The organism is Citrobacter sp. KH_055_1, assembly GCF_057838705.1.
Genome location: NZ_CM174473.1, coordinates 2,108,729 through 2,122,819, shown reverse-complemented (window position 1 = coordinate 2,122,819; position 14,091 = coordinate 2,108,729). Strand labels below are relative to the sequence as shown.

The following is a 14,091-nucleotide window of genomic DNA, read 5'->3' as shown; positions in this document are numbered from 1 at the left end:
CATTGTGCGATTATTTGTTTTCTACTTTCGGAAGATCAATGCTTTTGATCCCCCCTTCATTTGTTACCTGCGTGTATCCCATCTCGGTAAGCATATCTTTCGCCTGTCCCGATTGCCGCCCGGAGTTGCAGTACAGTTTCACGGTGTCGGTCTTATCCGGAACCTCGGACGCGATGTGCGCTTTGAGATCTTTTAAGGGAATGTTGACGGCTCCCTGAACATGCTCCTGCTGGTATTGCTCAGGTACGCGGACATCAATCCAATGTTCCGCGGCAAAAACCGGCATACCGATGAGCAACGCTAGCGCGAATACCCCTTTTCTCAACATAGTATCGTCCTGTTAAATGACCTAATTTCATCTAACACTATATAACTGATCTTAAGAAAATATTGCGAGCGCACTATCACTGACCATAACGGCGGGATATTTTTTTGGCGACCTTGTTCAATAAAGGTTCAAGCATCAAAACCAGCAACATTTTTAGCGGGCGACGGGCGACGGATTTTACCGCCCACCCGGCGACGCCCGCCGGGCCGTAGCGAAGTGCCGTAAACAGAACCAGCTTACCTGCTAATTTAACGCCAGGCTTTACCCTCTGCCCGGCACGTTGCCAGCGATTGTTCATCTCATTCCTCACAGTTGACGGAAGCGGCTACGCAATGTGAAGGTATCTGACGTCACATAACGCTCCATATCCCGCAAACGATTTTCACTGGCCGCGAGTTCGCGGTCGACGGCATCCAGCAGTTCTCCACTGGACGGCTGCTGTTCACCGGTTGCTACGTTGTCCGGCATCGGGTCCAGCACAAAAGTCAGTACGATATAGGCCACCAGGGTGAAAAAGGCCAGGCCAAAGAAGATCGACAGCACCACCAGAATTCGCACCAGCTTCACCGGCACGTCGAGATACTGCGCAATGCCTGCGCAGACCCCCTTCACCATGCCCTGCTGCGGAATACGCCACAACTTTTTGTTCAGGTTAACGCCTCCCATTAGCGGTCCCTCCAGTTAGGATGTTCAGCATCCAGAATGTCTTCCAGCGTCTGAATACGCTCACGCATGCGCTGCGCTTCAGCGTTCAGCTCCACTAAACGCTGCTGTTCGTTCTGCGACAATTCGCCACGACTGGAACGGTTGCTGTAATGCAGCCATAACCAAATCGGTAAAACAAACAGCACAAAGATGGTTAACGGGATGGCCAGAAATAGCGCGCTCATGAGTACTCCTTACAGGTGATGAGCGGCGGCGCGTTCGGGCGCCGCCAGATATTATTATTGCTTGTCTTGCTGCATTTTGGCTTTCAGTTGCGCCAACTGCTCGCTAATTTCATCATCCGCTTTCAGGTCGGCGAATTGCTGATCCAGCGATTTTTGCTTACCAAAGTTATGGCTTTCAGCTTCAGCTTCCATATGGTCGATACGACGCTCAAAAGACTCAAAGCGCGCCATGGCTTCATCGAGCTTACCGCTGTCCAGTTGACGACGAACATCACGTGAAGAACTGGCGGCCTGATGACGCAGGGTCAATGCCTGCTGACGAGCACGGGTTTCACTGAGTTTATTTTCCAGCTCGCCAATCTCTTTTTTCATGCGTGACAGCGTGTCATCAACCAGCGTCACTTCATGTTCCAGCGAGGCGATCAGATCGGTAAGCTTCTGCTTTTCAATTAAGGCAGAGCGCGCCAAATCTTCTTTCTCTTTACGCAGCGCCAGTTCTGCTTTTTCCTGCCACTCAACCTGTTGCGCTGTGGCCTGTTCAATACGGCGGGATAGCTGTTTCTTTTCCGCCAGCGCACGTGCCGAGTTCGAACGCACCTCAACCAACGTGTCTTCCATTTCCTGAATCATTAACCGCACCAGCTTCTGCGGATCTTCAGCCTTTTCCAGCAACGCATTGATGTTGGCGTTCACGATGTCGGCAAAACGAGAAAAAATACCCATAATGTAATCCTCACTGATAGTTCTGATATCGGGCGATGCCCTGCTGCTGGATTAATGCAGATTGCGTGCCAACTTTATAACTATTTGATTATAAAAATAATAGTTAATTTTACCTGATAGCGAAATTAGGGTACATTGGTGAATAACACTAACAAATAGTGAATTTCATCATGACCGGATACAAAGACAACCTTCTCGGCGAAGCCAACAGTTTCATCGAGGTGCTTGAGCAAGTTTCTCAGTTGGCACCGCTGGATAAACCGGTACTGGTGATCGGTGAGCGCGGCACGGGCAAAGAGCTGATCGCTAACCGCCTGCATTACCTCTCTTCGCGCTGGCAAGGGCCGTTTATTTCGCTGAACTGTGCGGCGCTCAATGAAAACTTACTCGATTCAGAACTGTTCGGTCACGAAGCCGGCGCCTTTACCGGCGCACAAAAACGTCATCCCGGACGCTTTGAACGCGCTGATGGCGGGACGCTGTTTCTTGATGAACTGGCCACCGCCCCGATGCTGGTACAGGAAAAACTGCTACGGGTGATTGAATACGGGGAACTCGAACGTGTTGGCGGCAGCCAACCGCTGCAGGTTAACGTGCGCCTGGTCTGCGCCACCAACGCCGATTTACCGCGGATGGTTAATGAAGGGACGTTTCGCGCGGACCTGCTCGACAGGCTGGCCTTCGATGTGGTGCAACTTCCCCCGTTGCGGGAGCGTCAAAGCGACATCATGCTAATGGCCGAGCACTTTGCCATTCAAATGTGCCGGGAAATTGGCTTACCACTGTTTCCAGGCTTTAGCGCACAGGCCAGGGATACTCTGCTGCACTACCGTTGGCCGGGCAATATTCGTGAGCTGAAAAACGTCGTCGAGCGCTCTGTTTACCGCCACGGCACCAGCGAATTTCCACTGGATGAAGTCGTGATTGACCCTTTCAAACGCCACACCGTACAACCTTCGGAGCAGGAAACTCACTCCGCGCCGGTGACACTGCCGCTGGATCTACGTGAATTCCAGCAGCAACAAGAAAAAGCATTTCTGCAAACCAGCTTGCAGCAGGCAAAGTTTAATCAGAAAAAGGCGGCAGAATTACTCGGGCTGACCTACCACCAGCTGCGGGCATTGCTCAAAAAACATCAGATTTAGCGGTTCCTTGACCTGAATCGCACACATTTACGCCAGTTACCTGCAGACATTTTTACCTGACGGGCCGTTGTGCGATACACTTTGCAGATCGACTCTAAAAACCTTAAAAATTATGCGCCTGGTTTTATCATCTCTGATTGTGATGGCTGGACTTCTGAGTGGTCAGGCTGCTGCCGCGCCTGAGCAGACCACGCACGCTGATATTCGTGACAGCGGCTTTGTCTATTGCGTCAGCGGACAGGTCAATACGTTCAACCCACAGAAAGCGAGCAGTGGACTGATCGTCGACACGCTTGCCGCCCAACTTTATGACCGTCTGCTTGATGTGGATCCTTACACCTATCGCCTGGTGCCAGAACTGGCCGAAAGCTGGGAGGTGCTGGATAACGGCGCAACGTACCGCTTCCACCTGCGTCGTGACGTGCCATTTCAAAAAACCACCTGGTTCACCCCTACTCGTAAACTGAATGCAGACGATGTGGTGTTTACCTTCGAGCGAATCTTTGACCGCCAGCATCCGTGGCACAATGTTAACGGCAGCAACTTCCCCTACTTTGATAGCCTCCAGTTCGCCGATAATGTGCAAAGCGTGCGCAAGTTGGACAGCCATACCGTTGAATTTCGCCTGACTCAACCGGATGCGTCTTTCCTGTGGCATCTGGCCACGCATTACGCGTCGGTTATGTCAGCGGAATACGCGGGGCAGTTGGCAAAACAGGATCGCAAGGAATTACTGGACCGACAGCCTGTCGGTACCGGTCCGTATCAGCTTTCGGAAAATCGTGGCGGGCAATATATTCGCCTGCAGCGTCACGACGCGTTCTGGCGCGGGAAACCCTTAATGCCGCAGGTCGTCGTTGATCTCGGTTCTGGTGGAACCGGGCGCTTATCAAAACTGCTCACCGGTGAATGCGACGTGCTGGCCTGGCCTGCTGCCAGTCAGCTCAGCATCTTACGTGATGACCCACGTTTGCGCCTGACGCTGCGCCCTGGGATGAACATTGCTTACCTGGCTTTCAATACCAATAAACCCCCGTTGAACAATCCGGCCGTGCGTCATGCACTGGCGCTGGCAATCAACAACCAGCGGCTGATGCAGTCGATCTATTACGGTACAGCAGAAACCGCCGCATCTATTTTGCCGCGCGCCTCGTGGGCGTATGACAACGAAGCTAAAATTACAGAATACAATCCGGCAAAATCTCGCGAGCAGTTAAAAGCGCTGGGGCTGGAGAACCTGACGTTACAGCTTTGGGTACCAACCAGCTCCCAGGCCTGGAACCCCAGCCCGCTGAAAACCGCCGAGCTTATTCAAGCGGACATGGCGCAGGTTGGCGTGAAAGTGAAGATTATTCCGGTGGAAGGTCGTTTTCAGGAGGCGAGATTAATGGATATGAACCATGATCTGACGTTGTCCGGTTGGGCGACAGACAGTAACGATCCTGACAGTTTTTTCCGTCCGCTGCTTAGCTGTGCCGCCATCAACTCGCAGACCAACTTTGCCCATTGGTGTGATCCGGAGTTTGACAACGTTCTGCGCAAAGCGCTGTCATCGCAGCAGCTCTCGTCACGCATTGATGCCTATGACGAAGCGCAAACGATCCTGGCACGAGAGCTACCCATCCTGCCGCTGGCCTCTTCACTGCGTTTGCAGGCCTATCGCTATGACATCAAAGGCCTGGTACTCAGCCCATTCGGTAATGCCTCCTTTGCCGGCGTATCCAGGGAAAAGAAAGATGAGGTGAAAAAACCATGATTATCTTTACCCTGCGTCGCTTTCTATTGCTCCTGGTCACCCTGTTCTTCCTGACGTTTATCGGGTTCAGCCTGAGTTATTTTACCCCCCATGCTCCTCTGCAGGGTGCGTCGCTGTGGAATGCGTGGGTATTCTGGTTCAATGGCCTCATCCACTGGGATTTCGGTGTATCCAGCATTAACGGACAACTGATCTCGGAACAGTTGAAAGAAGTGTTCCCTGCCACAATGGAATTGTGCGTTCTCGCCTTCGGTTTTGCGCTAATGGTCGGTATTCCGATTGGCATGCTGGCGGGGATCACACGCAATAAATGGCCGGATCGATGCATTAGTGCCTTTGCCCTGATAGGTTTTTCCATCCCGGTTTTTTGGTTAGCACTGTTGCTGACGCTGTTCTTCTCGTTAACGCTCGGGTGGCTGCCCGTGTCTGGCCGTTTTGATCTGCTTTATGAAGTCAAACCTGTTACCGGTCTTGCCATCGTCGACGCGTGGCTTTCCGACTCGCCGTGGCGCGATGAAATGCTGGTCAGCGCAATACGCCACATGGTGCTGCCGGTGTTAACGCTCTCCGTTGCGCCAACGACCGAAGTCATTCGCCTGATGCGTATCAGTACCATCGAGGTGTTCGATCAAAATTACGTAAAAGCGGCGGCCACTCGCGGCCTGTCACGGCTGACCATTTTGCGTCGCCACGTACTGCATAATGCCCTACCGCCGGTAATCCCGCGTCTTGGTCTCCAGTTTTCCACCATGCTGACGCTGGCGATGATCACCGAAATGGTCTTTAGCTGGCCAGGCCTTGGCCGCTGGCTGATCAACGCCATTCGCCAGCAGGATTACGCCGCAATTTCAGCCGGCGTGATGGTGATTGGCTCACTGGTCATTATCGTAAACGTGATCTCTGATATTTTGGGTGCCATGGCTAACCCTCTGAAACATAAGGAATGGTATGCCTTACGATAGCGTATACAGCGAAAAGCGCCCGCCTGGCACGCTGCGTACCGCGTGGCGAAATTTTTATGGCGATGCGTCTGCAATGGTCGGTCTGTATGGCTGTGCGGGACTGGCCATACTGTGTGTTTTCGGTGGCTGGTTTGCGCCTTATGGTATCGATCAGCAATTTCTGGGTTATCAACTGCTCCCGCCTTCCTGGTCGCGTTATGGCGAGGTGTCATTCTTCCTTGGGACCGACGATCTGGGACGTGACGTATTAAGCCGCCTGCTGAGCGGTGCAGCTCCCACTGTCGGCGGCGCATTTGTTGTCACGCTCGCCGCCACGATATGCGGTCTGGTATTGGGGGTTTTAGCCGGGGCAAGCCACGGTTTACGCTCGGCAGTGTTGAACCATATTCTCGATACCCTGCTCTCGATCCCGTCGCTGCTGCTGGCGATCATTGTGGTGGCGTTTGCTGGCCCCCATCTGACGCACGCGATGTTTGCCGTCTGGCTGGCGCTGTTGCCACGCATGGTGCGCTCTGTCTATAGCATGGTGCATGACGAGCTGGAAAAAGAGTATGTCATTGCTGCCCGTCTGGATGGTGCCTCCACGCTCAACATTCTGTGGTTTGCGATTTTGCCCAATATTACCGCTGGGCTTATCACTGAAATCACCCGCGCTTTGTCGATGGCGATTCTGGATATTGCCGCACTGGGCTTTCTCGACCTCGGCGCACAACTTCCGTCGCCGGAATGGGGAGCCATGCTGGGCGACGCGCTGGAGTTAATTTACGTTGCCCCATGGACCGTGATGTTGCCCGGGGCGGCGATCATGATTAGCGTGCTGCTGGTAAACCTGTTAGGTGACGGTGTACGCCGCGCAATTATCGCGGGGGTGGAATAATGCCATTACTGGATATTCGTAACCTGACCATTGAGTTCAGAACCGGCGACGACTGGGTAAAGGCCGTTGACCGCGTCAGTATGACACTCAATGAAGGCGAGATCCGTGGGCTGGTCGGTGAATCTGGCTCCGGTAAAAGTTTAATCGCCAAGGCTATTTGCGGCGTGGCAAAAGACAACTGGCGCGTGACCGCTGACCGCATGCGCTTTGATGATATCGATCTGCTACGACTGTCTGCCCGCGAGCGGCGCAAACTGGTCGGGCATAATGTGTCCATGATCTTTCAGGAACCGCAGTCCTGTCTCGATCCGTCTGAACGCGTCGGACGGCAGCTGATGCAAAATATTCCCGCCTGGACCTATAAAGGGCGCTGGTGGCAACGCATTGGCTGGCGCAAACGCCGCGCGATTGAACTGCTGCACCGCGTCGGGATAAAAGACCATAAAGATGCGATGCGCAGCTTCCCGTATGAGTTGACGGACGGCGAGTGCCAGAAAGTCATGATTGCCATCGCCCTGGCGAATCAGCCACGTTTGCTGATTGCCGATGAGCCGACCAATGCGATGGAGCCCACCACTCAGGCGCAAATTTTCCGTCTACTGACCCGGCTCAATCAAAACAGCAACACCACCATTTTGCTGATCAGCCATGACCTGCAAATGCTCAGCCAGTGGGCGGATAAAATCAACGTCATGTACTGCGGACAAACGGTGGAAACCGCGCCAAGTAAAGATTTGGTGACGATTCCGCACCATCCTTATACACAGGCGTTGATCCGTGCCATTCCAGATTTTGGTAGCCCAATGCCGCATAAAAGCCGCCTGAATACGATGCCTGGCGCGATCCCTTTATTGGAACAGTTACCAATGGGGTGCCGTTTGGGGCCGCGCTGCCCTTACGCTCAACGTGAGTGCATTGAAACCCCACGACTGACCGGAGCAAAGAATCATCTCTATGCCTGTCATTTCCCGCTGAACATGGAGAGAGAGTGAGATGGTAGAAACACTGCTCGAAGTACGTAACCTGAGCAAAACCTTTCGCTACCGGACGGGCTTGTTTCGTCGCCAGACCGTAGAAGCCGTCAAGCCACTGAGCTTTACACTGCGTGAGCGCCAGACGCTTGCCGTCATTGGCGAAAACGGCTCCGGTAAATCGACGCTGGCAAAAATGCTGGCCGGAATGGTTGAGCCGACCAGCGGTGAGCTGCTGATTGACGATCATCCGCTAAAATACGGTGATTATTCTTTTCGCAGCCAGCGCATTCGTATGATTTTCCAGGACCCGTCAACATCGTTGAACCCGCGTCAACGTATCTCGCAGATCCTCGATTTTCCGCTACGTCTGAATACCGATCTTGAGCCGGAGCAACGCCGCAAGCAGATCGTCGAAACCATGCGCATGGTCGGTCTGCTGCCCGATCACGTTAGCTACTACCCGCATATGTTGGCACCAGGACAAAAACAGCGCTTGGGGTTAGCTCGCGCCCTGATTTTACGTCCCAAAGTGATTATCGCGGACGAAGCGCTGGCCTCTCTGGATATGTCGATGCGCTCGCAGCTGATTAACCTGATGCTCGAGCTACAGGAAAAACAGGGTATTTCATATATCTATGTGACGCAGCATATTGGGATGATGAAACACATCAGCGATCAGGTGTTGGTGATGCACCAGGGCGAGGTCGTCGAGCGCGGCAGTACGGCGGATGTGCTGGCCTCGCCGCTGCATGAACTGACCCGCCGCCTGATATCCGGGCATTTCGGTGAGGCGCTCACCGCCGATGCCTGGCGCAAAGATCGCTAACTGTTATTGACGCCCTCCTCTGATGGAGGGCCTTTTGGTCATCAGTGATAAATATCTACAGGCAGCAATGCTTCAATGTCGCTAAATGCAACCGGCGGGAAAATATCACCCTGCACGGCCCAGATACCCGCATGGCTTAGTTCATCAATAAGCCGCGCGTCCTCCAGCCCCTCGACGACCACTCGGTCACAATATTCCCTGATGTTCTTAATCAGAACCGGAAACATCGGCTTTTCGACCTGCGACAAAAAGAAGCCGCGATCCATTTTCACTACATCAAAATTACCGCTGACCAGCGGGTTTGCCCCCACGCTACCAGAGCCAAGATTGTTCAACCACAAGGCATTAGGCCCGTCACGCAGAGAATTAATCAGCAGGTTATTCAGGCAAGCAGTATTCGACAGGAAACGTTCTGAGAGTTGAAGTGCAATAAACGGCATAGCGTGTAAGGCCGAGGTTATAGCAGGGTCGCCTATCGCGAGAAGCGCCATTTCATCAATCAGATTAAGTGTACAAAAAAGGTTATTGCTCTCAAACCAGGCGCGCTTTCGGGTGATTAACGCGATTTGTTCAAGCATGAAATGGCGTTTTTGTGCACTATTCCACGCGGCAATGATGAAATCTGAATGTAACGGGTGAACCGTCTCTGAGGTAAACCGGGCGATCATCTCAACACCCAGCAACTTTTCCGTTGTGTCTCTCATCGGTTCCGCGATGAAATGATAGCGCATAAGACCACTCCAATTGATCATAACATACTGATAATGCGCTTTTAATTATAATCAATCAATAATATCGATCAATGATTCATTATTGATCGATAAAAACAATATATGATAACAGGATGAATATAGCCGATTTTTTAGTTTTAAGAATCTTCTGACATTGATATGTTCATCAACATCGACTAGCGCTAAATCATACCATTTTACGCCGTTGAGTCCTCGTGTTTTCTGCCCTCGCCCCTGCTCCGGTCTGGTTGGAGGAGGCAGAACCTGGGGGGAGTGATATACTCCTCACGTGCAACGAATAGTGACAGGCCACTGATACTGACAACGATGCCACGGTTCCCGAAATCCCTTTTACTGTCGTTAACCGTATGGTGACTCGCAGAGAAAGATCGTGACACAAGGGGCAGAGAGTGGGATATAATTTCAGACCAATTTCGAGTGACCTTGAAATTGCAATCATAACGCATTGATTGCTAAAAAAATAAGTAATGACTATAAGGATTAAAGCTATGGGTTTTCTTTCCGGTAAGCGCATTCTGGTGACCGGTCTTGCCAGTAAATTGTCCATCGCCTACGGTATCGCTCAAGCGATGCACCGCGAGGGAGCTGAACTGGCGTTCACCTACCAGAACGACAAACTGAAAGGCCGCGTGGAAGAATTTGCAGCTCAACTGGGTTCCAACATCGTCCTGCAGTGCGATGTGGCTGAAGACGCCAGCATCGACACCATGTTCGCTGAACTGGGCAAAACCTGGGAAAAATTCGACGGTTTCGTACACTCCATCGGTTTCGCACCGGCAGACCAGCTGGATGGCGACTATGTGAATGCGGTAACCCGCGAAGGCTTTAAAATCGCTCATGACATCAGCGCCTACAGCTTTGTAGCGATGGCAAAAGCCTGCCGCTCGATGCTGAACCCAGGCTCTGCACTGCTGACGCTGTCCTACCTGGGCGCAGAGCGCGCTATCCCGAACTACAACGTAATGGGTCTGGCGAAAGCGTCTCTGGAAGCAAACGTCCGCTATATGGCTAACGCGATGGGTCCAGAAGGTGTGCGTGTCAACGCAATCTCCGCAGGTCCAATCCGTACTCTGGCGGCTTCTGGCATCAAAGATTTCCGTAAAATGCTGGCCCATTGCGAAGCGGTTACCCCGATTCGTCGTACCGTGACCATTGAAGATGTGGGCAACTCAGCAGCATTCCTGTGTTCTGACCTGTCTGCCGGCATCTCTGGCGAAGTCGTTCACGTTGATGGTGGCTTCAGCATCGCGGCAATGAACGAGCTGGAACTGAAATAATCTTTCAGACCTCCTCTGTGGGCGGCGCGATGTCGCCCATGATTTTTTCCCCCTCCCGTCAGCTACTCCCTGTCATATATACTTTTCTGATATTTATTATCACGTAACAATCTTTCATCCCCTCATCAGCTTACGCCAGGATATTGCAGCGCAAACGATCCGGCGGACGAACATAACGACGTATCCGGGTCGCCACTTTTTTGACCAAGGAACGCCCATGGAACAACGCCGAATTGAAGGCAAAAGCCACTGGTATCATGAAACGCAGTCCAGCACCTATCCGCAAGATGTTCTCCCGCTGGTGCCAGAAGCAGCAGACGTCGAAGACAGTTTTTTGCTGGACCTGGCGATACCGGAAGTCGCGCTGTTACCCTTTCAGTCCTGGTTAGAACCTGCCCGTGAACTTGCTCACCTTCTCTTCCCTGCTGATGTTGACCTAAATTCGTTACATACGTTCAGCGCCTATGAACGAATGAGTACCGCCTTAACTGTCGCTCAGGTTTACGGCATCCAACGATTGTGTAACCACTACGCAGCGCGTTTGACCCCGCTACCAGGCCCGGACTCCTCCCGTGAGAGTAATCACCGGCTGGCACAAATTACCCAGTATGCTCGCCAACTTGCCAGTTCTCCCGCCGTGATTGGCGCACGCGATCGCCAGCATCTTGATGACGTTGGATTAACAACCTGCGATATCATCTTGATTAATCAGGTCATCGGCTTTGTCGGTTTTCAGGCCCGTGTCGTGGCGGTCCTTCAGGCTTATTTTGGCCATCCCTTGCGTCGCATACCGGGCCTTGATATTCAGCAATACGCGCAGGCCGCTATTTTTAACAACGCCGATGCACAATGGCAAATGGCCGCATTCCCGATAGACGTCATCCCGCCTCGCGAGGCTTCACCAGGCAGCGTTGACCAAAACGGGCGCATCCCGGATTTACAAACGCTCGCGCCGCTGCTGGCACATTCACCGACGATACTGGCTTTACTCAGATCATTGCTGACCAGTACGCTATGTACAGATACACCGTCGAGGGCGTTTTCTCTCGCCACACTGCTGACATCACGCATTAACGGCAGCGTGGCATGCTTTAATGAACAGGCCCTCACAGCTCATCAACTGGCGGACTTCATCACGATACTGCGTCTGGATGAACGCGAATTGCAGCGCTGGGAACAACGACATCCGGTTGAGCGCGCTACCCTGCAAGCGGTACAATGGCTAACCCGGGCGCCCGACCGTTTTAGCGCCGCACTGTTAACCCCGTTATTTGAACAGGGTACCTCATCGGAACAGGCTATTAACTTACTGGCCTGGAGTGGATTGTGCGGATGGTTGAATCGCTTGAAAATCGCGCTGGGCGAGACTCACTAACCACTCCGCTCATTGAAAGAGCGCTTGCTGCGACTGGCAGTTTCGCGTAAAACTGTCAGCCGCTCTTTTGGCCACGAAAATAGACAATTATGCTTCAGGACAACCCGCTGCTAGCGCAGCTTAAACAGCAACTACATTCCCAGACGCCGCGTGCTGAAGGGGTGGTAAAAGCCACGGAAAAAGGCTTTGGCTTCCTGGAAGTCGATGCACAAAAAAGCTATTTCATTCCACCGCCGCAGATGAAAAAAGTGATGCATGGTGACCGCATTGTCGCGGTGATCCATAGCGAAAAAGATCGCGAATCTGCCGAGCCGGAAGAACTGGTTGAACCGTTCCTGACGCGTTTTGTGGGTAAAGTTCAGGGTAAGAACGATCGTCTGTCCATTGTGCCAGATCATCCGTTACTGAAAGACGCTATCCCCTGCCGCGCTGCTCGCGGTGTGGATCATGAATTTAAGGAAGGTGACTGGGCCGTCGCAGAAATGCGTCGCCATCCGCTGAAAGGCGACCGCACCTTCTACGCTGAATTAACCCAGTTCATCACCTTTGCTGACGATCATTTCGTCCCCTGGTGGGTCACGCTGGCGCGCCACAATCTTGAAAAAGAAGCACCTAACGGCGTAGCCACCGAAATGCTGGATGAAGGTCTGGAACGTCAGGATCTTACCGCACTGAACTTCGTCACCATTGACAGTGCCAGCACCGAAGATATGGACGATGCGCTGTACGCCGAGGAACTGGCAGATGGCAAACTGCAATTAACCGTCGCCATTGCCGATCCTACCGCCTGGATTGCCGAAGGCAGCAAGCTGGATAACACTGCTAAAATTCGCGCGTTCACCAACTATCTCCCGGGCTTCAATATCCCGATGTTACCGCGTGAACTGTCAGACGACCTCTGCTCGCTGCGGGCTAACGAAGTCCGTCCGGTGCTCGCTTGCCGCATGACCATTGCGGCTGACGGCACTATTGAAGACGACATCACCTTCTTCACGGCGACCATCGAATCCAAAGCGAAACTGGCCTATGACAACGTGTCTGACTGGCTGGAAGGGAATAATGGCTGGCAGCCTGAAAACGACGAGATTGCCGAGCAGATCCGTCTGTTGCAGCGTATCTGCATGAGCCGTGGCGAGTGGCGTCATAACCACGCCCTGGTGTTTAAAGATCGCCCGGATTACCGCTTTGTACTGGGTGAAAAAGGTGAAGTGCTGGATATCGTGGCGGAACCGCGTCGCATTGCTAATCGTATCGTGGAAGAGTCGATGATTGCGGCAAACATCTGCGCCGCGCGCGTTCTTCGCGACAAACTAGGCTTCGGGATTTATAACGTACACATGGGGTTCGATCCGGCGAATGCTGAAGCGTTGGCCGCCCTGCTGAAAACCCATGGTATGCACGTGGATGCCGAAGAGGTGTTGACGCTGGAAGGCTTCTGCAAACTGCGTCGTGAACTGGATGCTCAACCTTCTGGTTTCCTCGATAGCCGTATTCGCCGTTTCCAGTCCTACGCTGAAATCAGCGTCGAGCCAGGTCCGCACTTTGGCCTGGGCCTGGAGGCATACGCCACCTGGACCTCACCTATCCGTAAGTATGGCGATATGATCAACCATCGCCTGTTAAAAGCGGTAATTAAAGGCGAAACCATCGCTCGACCACAGGACGACATCACGATACAGATGACGGAACGCCGTCGCCTGAACCGGATGGCCGAACGTGACGTCGGTGACTGGTTATACGCCCGCTTCCTGAGTGACAAAGCCGGGACTGACACCCGTTTTGCGGCTGAAATCATCGATGTCAGCCGCGGCGGTATGCGGGTGCGCTTAGTCGACAATGGCGCCGTCGCGTTTATCCCGGCACCGTTCCTGCACGCGGTCCGTGATGAACTGGTGTGCAGCCAGGAAAACGGCACGGTACAGATCAAAGGTGACGTGGTTTACAAGGTCACTGACGTGATCGACGTGACCATCGCAGAAGTGCGAATGGAAACCCGCAGCGTTATCGCACGTCCAGCCGCGTAGCACCACTAAACTCAACGGCCTTTCTCTTTTTGTGAAAGGTCGTTTTCTTTTCCCCCTGATACGCCGCCACGCACTACACTTCCTTCATCCAGTCCAAATTATTTTTACTCTTTTCAGGTCTGCTGACTTTGCTTTTTCCTGAATCTGGATTACACATAAATATATAAATAAAACAATATGTT

15 protein-coding genes are annotated in these 14,091 nt (G+C 52.8%); 9 read left to right on the top strand and 6 right to left on the bottom strand.

Translation table 11 applies throughout. From position 1 onward, the window contains the following. Positions 1–10: 10 nt before the first annotated feature. From pspE to pspA, 5 genes are all read right to left on the bottom strand, one after another. The gene (gene pspE, locus AC3ITF_RS09860) at positions 11–328 is read right to left on the bottom strand and encodes a thiosulfate sulfurtransferase PspE (RefSeq protein ID WP_115258338.1); all 318 of its coding nucleotides are present in this window, start codon (positions 326–328) and stop codon (positions 11–13) included. Positions 329–404: 76 nt separating this feature from the next. Next, a complete protein-coding gene (gene pspD, locus AC3ITF_RS09855) occupies positions 405–626 on the bottom strand; it encodes a phage shock protein PspD (protein WP_096756892.1) in 222 nt (73 codons plus the stop codon). A gap of 8 nt (positions 627–634) precedes the next feature. After that, on the bottom strand, positions 635–994 hold the full coding sequence (gene pspC, locus AC3ITF_RS09850; RefSeq protein WP_096756891.1) for an envelope stress response membrane protein PspC: 360 nt from the start codon (positions 992–994) through the stop codon (positions 635–637). Continuing rightward, on the bottom strand, positions 994–1,218 hold the full coding sequence (gene pspB, locus AC3ITF_RS09845) for an envelope stress response membrane protein PspB (protein WP_115258337.1): 225 nt from the start codon (positions 1,216–1,218) through the stop codon (positions 994–996). The genes pspC and pspB overlap by 1 nt, the downstream gene beginning before the upstream one ends. Positions 1,219–1,272: 54 nt before the next feature. Beyond that, entirely contained in the window at positions 1,273–1,941 is a 669-nt protein-coding gene (gene pspA, locus AC3ITF_RS09840) for a phage shock protein PspA (protein WP_096756889.1), read from the bottom strand. A gap of 155 nt (positions 1,942–2,096) precedes the next feature. On the opposite strand from pspA, the gene pspF reads away from it, so the two are divergent. From pspF to sapF, 6 genes are all read left to right on the top strand, one after another. Beyond that, complete coding sequence (gene pspF, locus AC3ITF_RS09835) at positions 2,097–3,086, top strand: phage shock protein operon transcriptional activator (protein WP_170973006.1); 990 nt, start codon at positions 2,097–2,099, stop codon at positions 3,084–3,086. Between the two features lie 112 nt (positions 3,087–3,198). Then, positions 3,199–4,842, top strand: a complete 1,644-nt coding sequence (sapA, locus tag AC3ITF_RS09830; protein WP_117342879.1) for an ABC transporter substrate-binding protein SapA — start codon at positions 3,199–3,201, stop codon at positions 4,840–4,842. Continuing rightward, positions 4,839–5,804 carry a peptide ABC transporter permease SapB gene (gene sapB, locus AC3ITF_RS09825; RefSeq protein ID WP_489176372.1) on the top strand — a complete coding sequence of 322 codons (966 nt, stop codon included), beginning with the start codon at positions 4,839–4,841 and terminating at the stop codon, positions 5,802–5,804. The genes sapA and sapB overlap by 4 nt, the downstream gene beginning before the upstream one ends. Continuing rightward, positions 5,791–6,681, top strand: coding sequence for a peptide ABC transporter permease SapC (gene sapC / locus AC3ITF_RS09820; RefSeq protein ID WP_117342880.1), 891 nt, complete (start codon positions 5,791–5,793; stop codon positions 6,679–6,681). Before sapB ends, sapC begins: the two co-directional genes overlap by 14 nt. Further along, the gene (gene sapD / locus AC3ITF_RS09815; RefSeq protein ID WP_096756843.1) at positions 6,681–7,673 is read left to right on the top strand and encodes a peptide ABC transporter ATP-binding protein SapD; all 993 of its coding nucleotides are present in this window, start codon (positions 6,681–6,683) and stop codon (positions 7,671–7,673) included. Before sapC ends, sapD begins: the two co-directional genes overlap by 1 nt. Before the next feature lies 1 nt (position 7,674). Next, positions 7,675–8,481, top strand: a complete 807-nt coding sequence (sapF, locus tag AC3ITF_RS09810) for a peptide ABC transporter ATP-binding protein SapF (protein WP_096756842.1) — start codon at positions 7,675–7,677, stop codon at positions 8,479–8,481. Between the two features lie 41 nt (positions 8,482–8,522). Here the strand turns inward: sapF and AC3ITF_RS09805 are convergent, their stop codons facing one another. Then, positions 8,523–9,212, bottom strand: a complete 690-nt coding sequence (locus AC3ITF_RS09805; protein ID WP_117342881.1) for an EAL domain-containing protein — start codon at positions 9,210–9,212, stop codon at positions 8,523–8,525. A gap of 509 nt (positions 9,213–9,721) precedes the next feature. Here AC3ITF_RS09805 and fabI point away from each other — a divergent pair. The 3 genes from fabI to AC3ITF_RS09790 all read left to right on the top strand — a co-directional run bounded on the left by fabI (position 9,722) and on the right by AC3ITF_RS09790 (position 13,909). After that, positions 9,722–10,510, top strand: a complete 789-nt coding sequence (gene fabI / locus AC3ITF_RS09800) for an enoyl-ACP reductase FabI (RefSeq protein ID WP_115258333.1) — start codon at positions 9,722–9,724, stop codon at positions 10,508–10,510. A gap of 217 nt (positions 10,511–10,727) precedes the next feature. Then, a complete protein-coding gene (locus tag AC3ITF_RS09795) occupies positions 10,728–11,885 on the top strand; it encodes a carboxymuconolactone decarboxylase family protein (RefSeq protein WP_135911922.1) in 1,158 nt (385 codons plus the stop codon). 89 nt (positions 11,886–11,974) lie between these two features. Beyond that, positions 11,975–13,909, top strand: coding sequence for an exoribonuclease II (locus tag AC3ITF_RS09790; protein WP_115258331.1), 1,935 nt, complete (start codon positions 11,975–11,977; stop codon positions 13,907–13,909). Positions 13,910–14,091 lie beyond the last annotated feature (182 nt).

Excerpts from the sequence above, each read along its gene's own strand:
- pspE (WP_115258338.1), bottom strand. The coding sequence starts at position 328 with ATGTTGAGAAAAGGGGTATTCGCGCTAGCGTTGCTCATCGGTATGCCG.
- pspD (WP_096756892.1), bottom strand. The coding sequence starts at position 626 with ATGAACAATCGCTGGCAACGTGCCGGGCAGAGGGTAAAGCCTGGCGTT.
- pspC (WP_096756891.1), bottom strand. The coding sequence starts at position 994 with ATGGGAGGCGTTAACCTGAACAAAAAGTTGTGGCGTATTCCGCAGCAG.
- pspB (WP_115258337.1), bottom strand. The coding sequence starts at position 1,218 with ATGAGCGCGCTATTTCTGGCCATCCCGTTAACCATCTTTGTGCTGTTT.
- pspA (WP_096756889.1), bottom strand. The coding sequence starts at position 1,941 with ATGGGTATTTTTTCTCGTTTTGCCGACATCGTGAACGCCAACATCAAT.
- sapA (WP_117342879.1), top strand. The coding sequence starts at position 3,199 with ATGCGCCTGGTTTTATCATCTCTGATTGTGATGGCTGGACTTCTGAGT.
- sapB (WP_489176372.1), top strand. The coding sequence starts at position 4,839 with ATGATTATCTTTACCCTGCGTCGCTTTCTATTGCTCCTGGTCACCCTG.
- sapC (WP_117342880.1), top strand. The coding sequence starts at position 5,791 with ATGCCTTACGATAGCGTATACAGCGAAAAGCGCCCGCCTGGCACGCTG.
- sapD (WP_096756843.1), top strand. The coding sequence starts at position 6,681 with ATGCCATTACTGGATATTCGTAACCTGACCATTGAGTTCAGAACCGGC.
- sapF (WP_096756842.1), top strand. The coding sequence starts at position 7,675 with ATGGTAGAAACACTGCTCGAAGTACGTAACCTGAGCAAAACCTTTCGC.
- AC3ITF_RS09805 (WP_117342881.1), bottom strand. The coding sequence starts at position 9,212 with ATGCGCTATCATTTCATCGCGGAACCGATGAGAGACACAACGGAAAAG.
- fabI (WP_115258333.1), top strand. The coding sequence starts at position 9,722 with ATGGGTTTTCTTTCCGGTAAGCGCATTCTGGTGACCGGTCTTGCCAGT.
- AC3ITF_RS09795 (WP_135911922.1), top strand. The coding sequence starts at position 10,728 with ATGGAACAACGCCGAATTGAAGGCAAAAGCCACTGGTATCATGAAACG.
- AC3ITF_RS09790 (WP_115258331.1), top strand. The coding sequence starts at position 11,975 with ATGCTTCAGGACAACCCGCTGCTAGCGCAGCTTAAACAGCAACTACAT.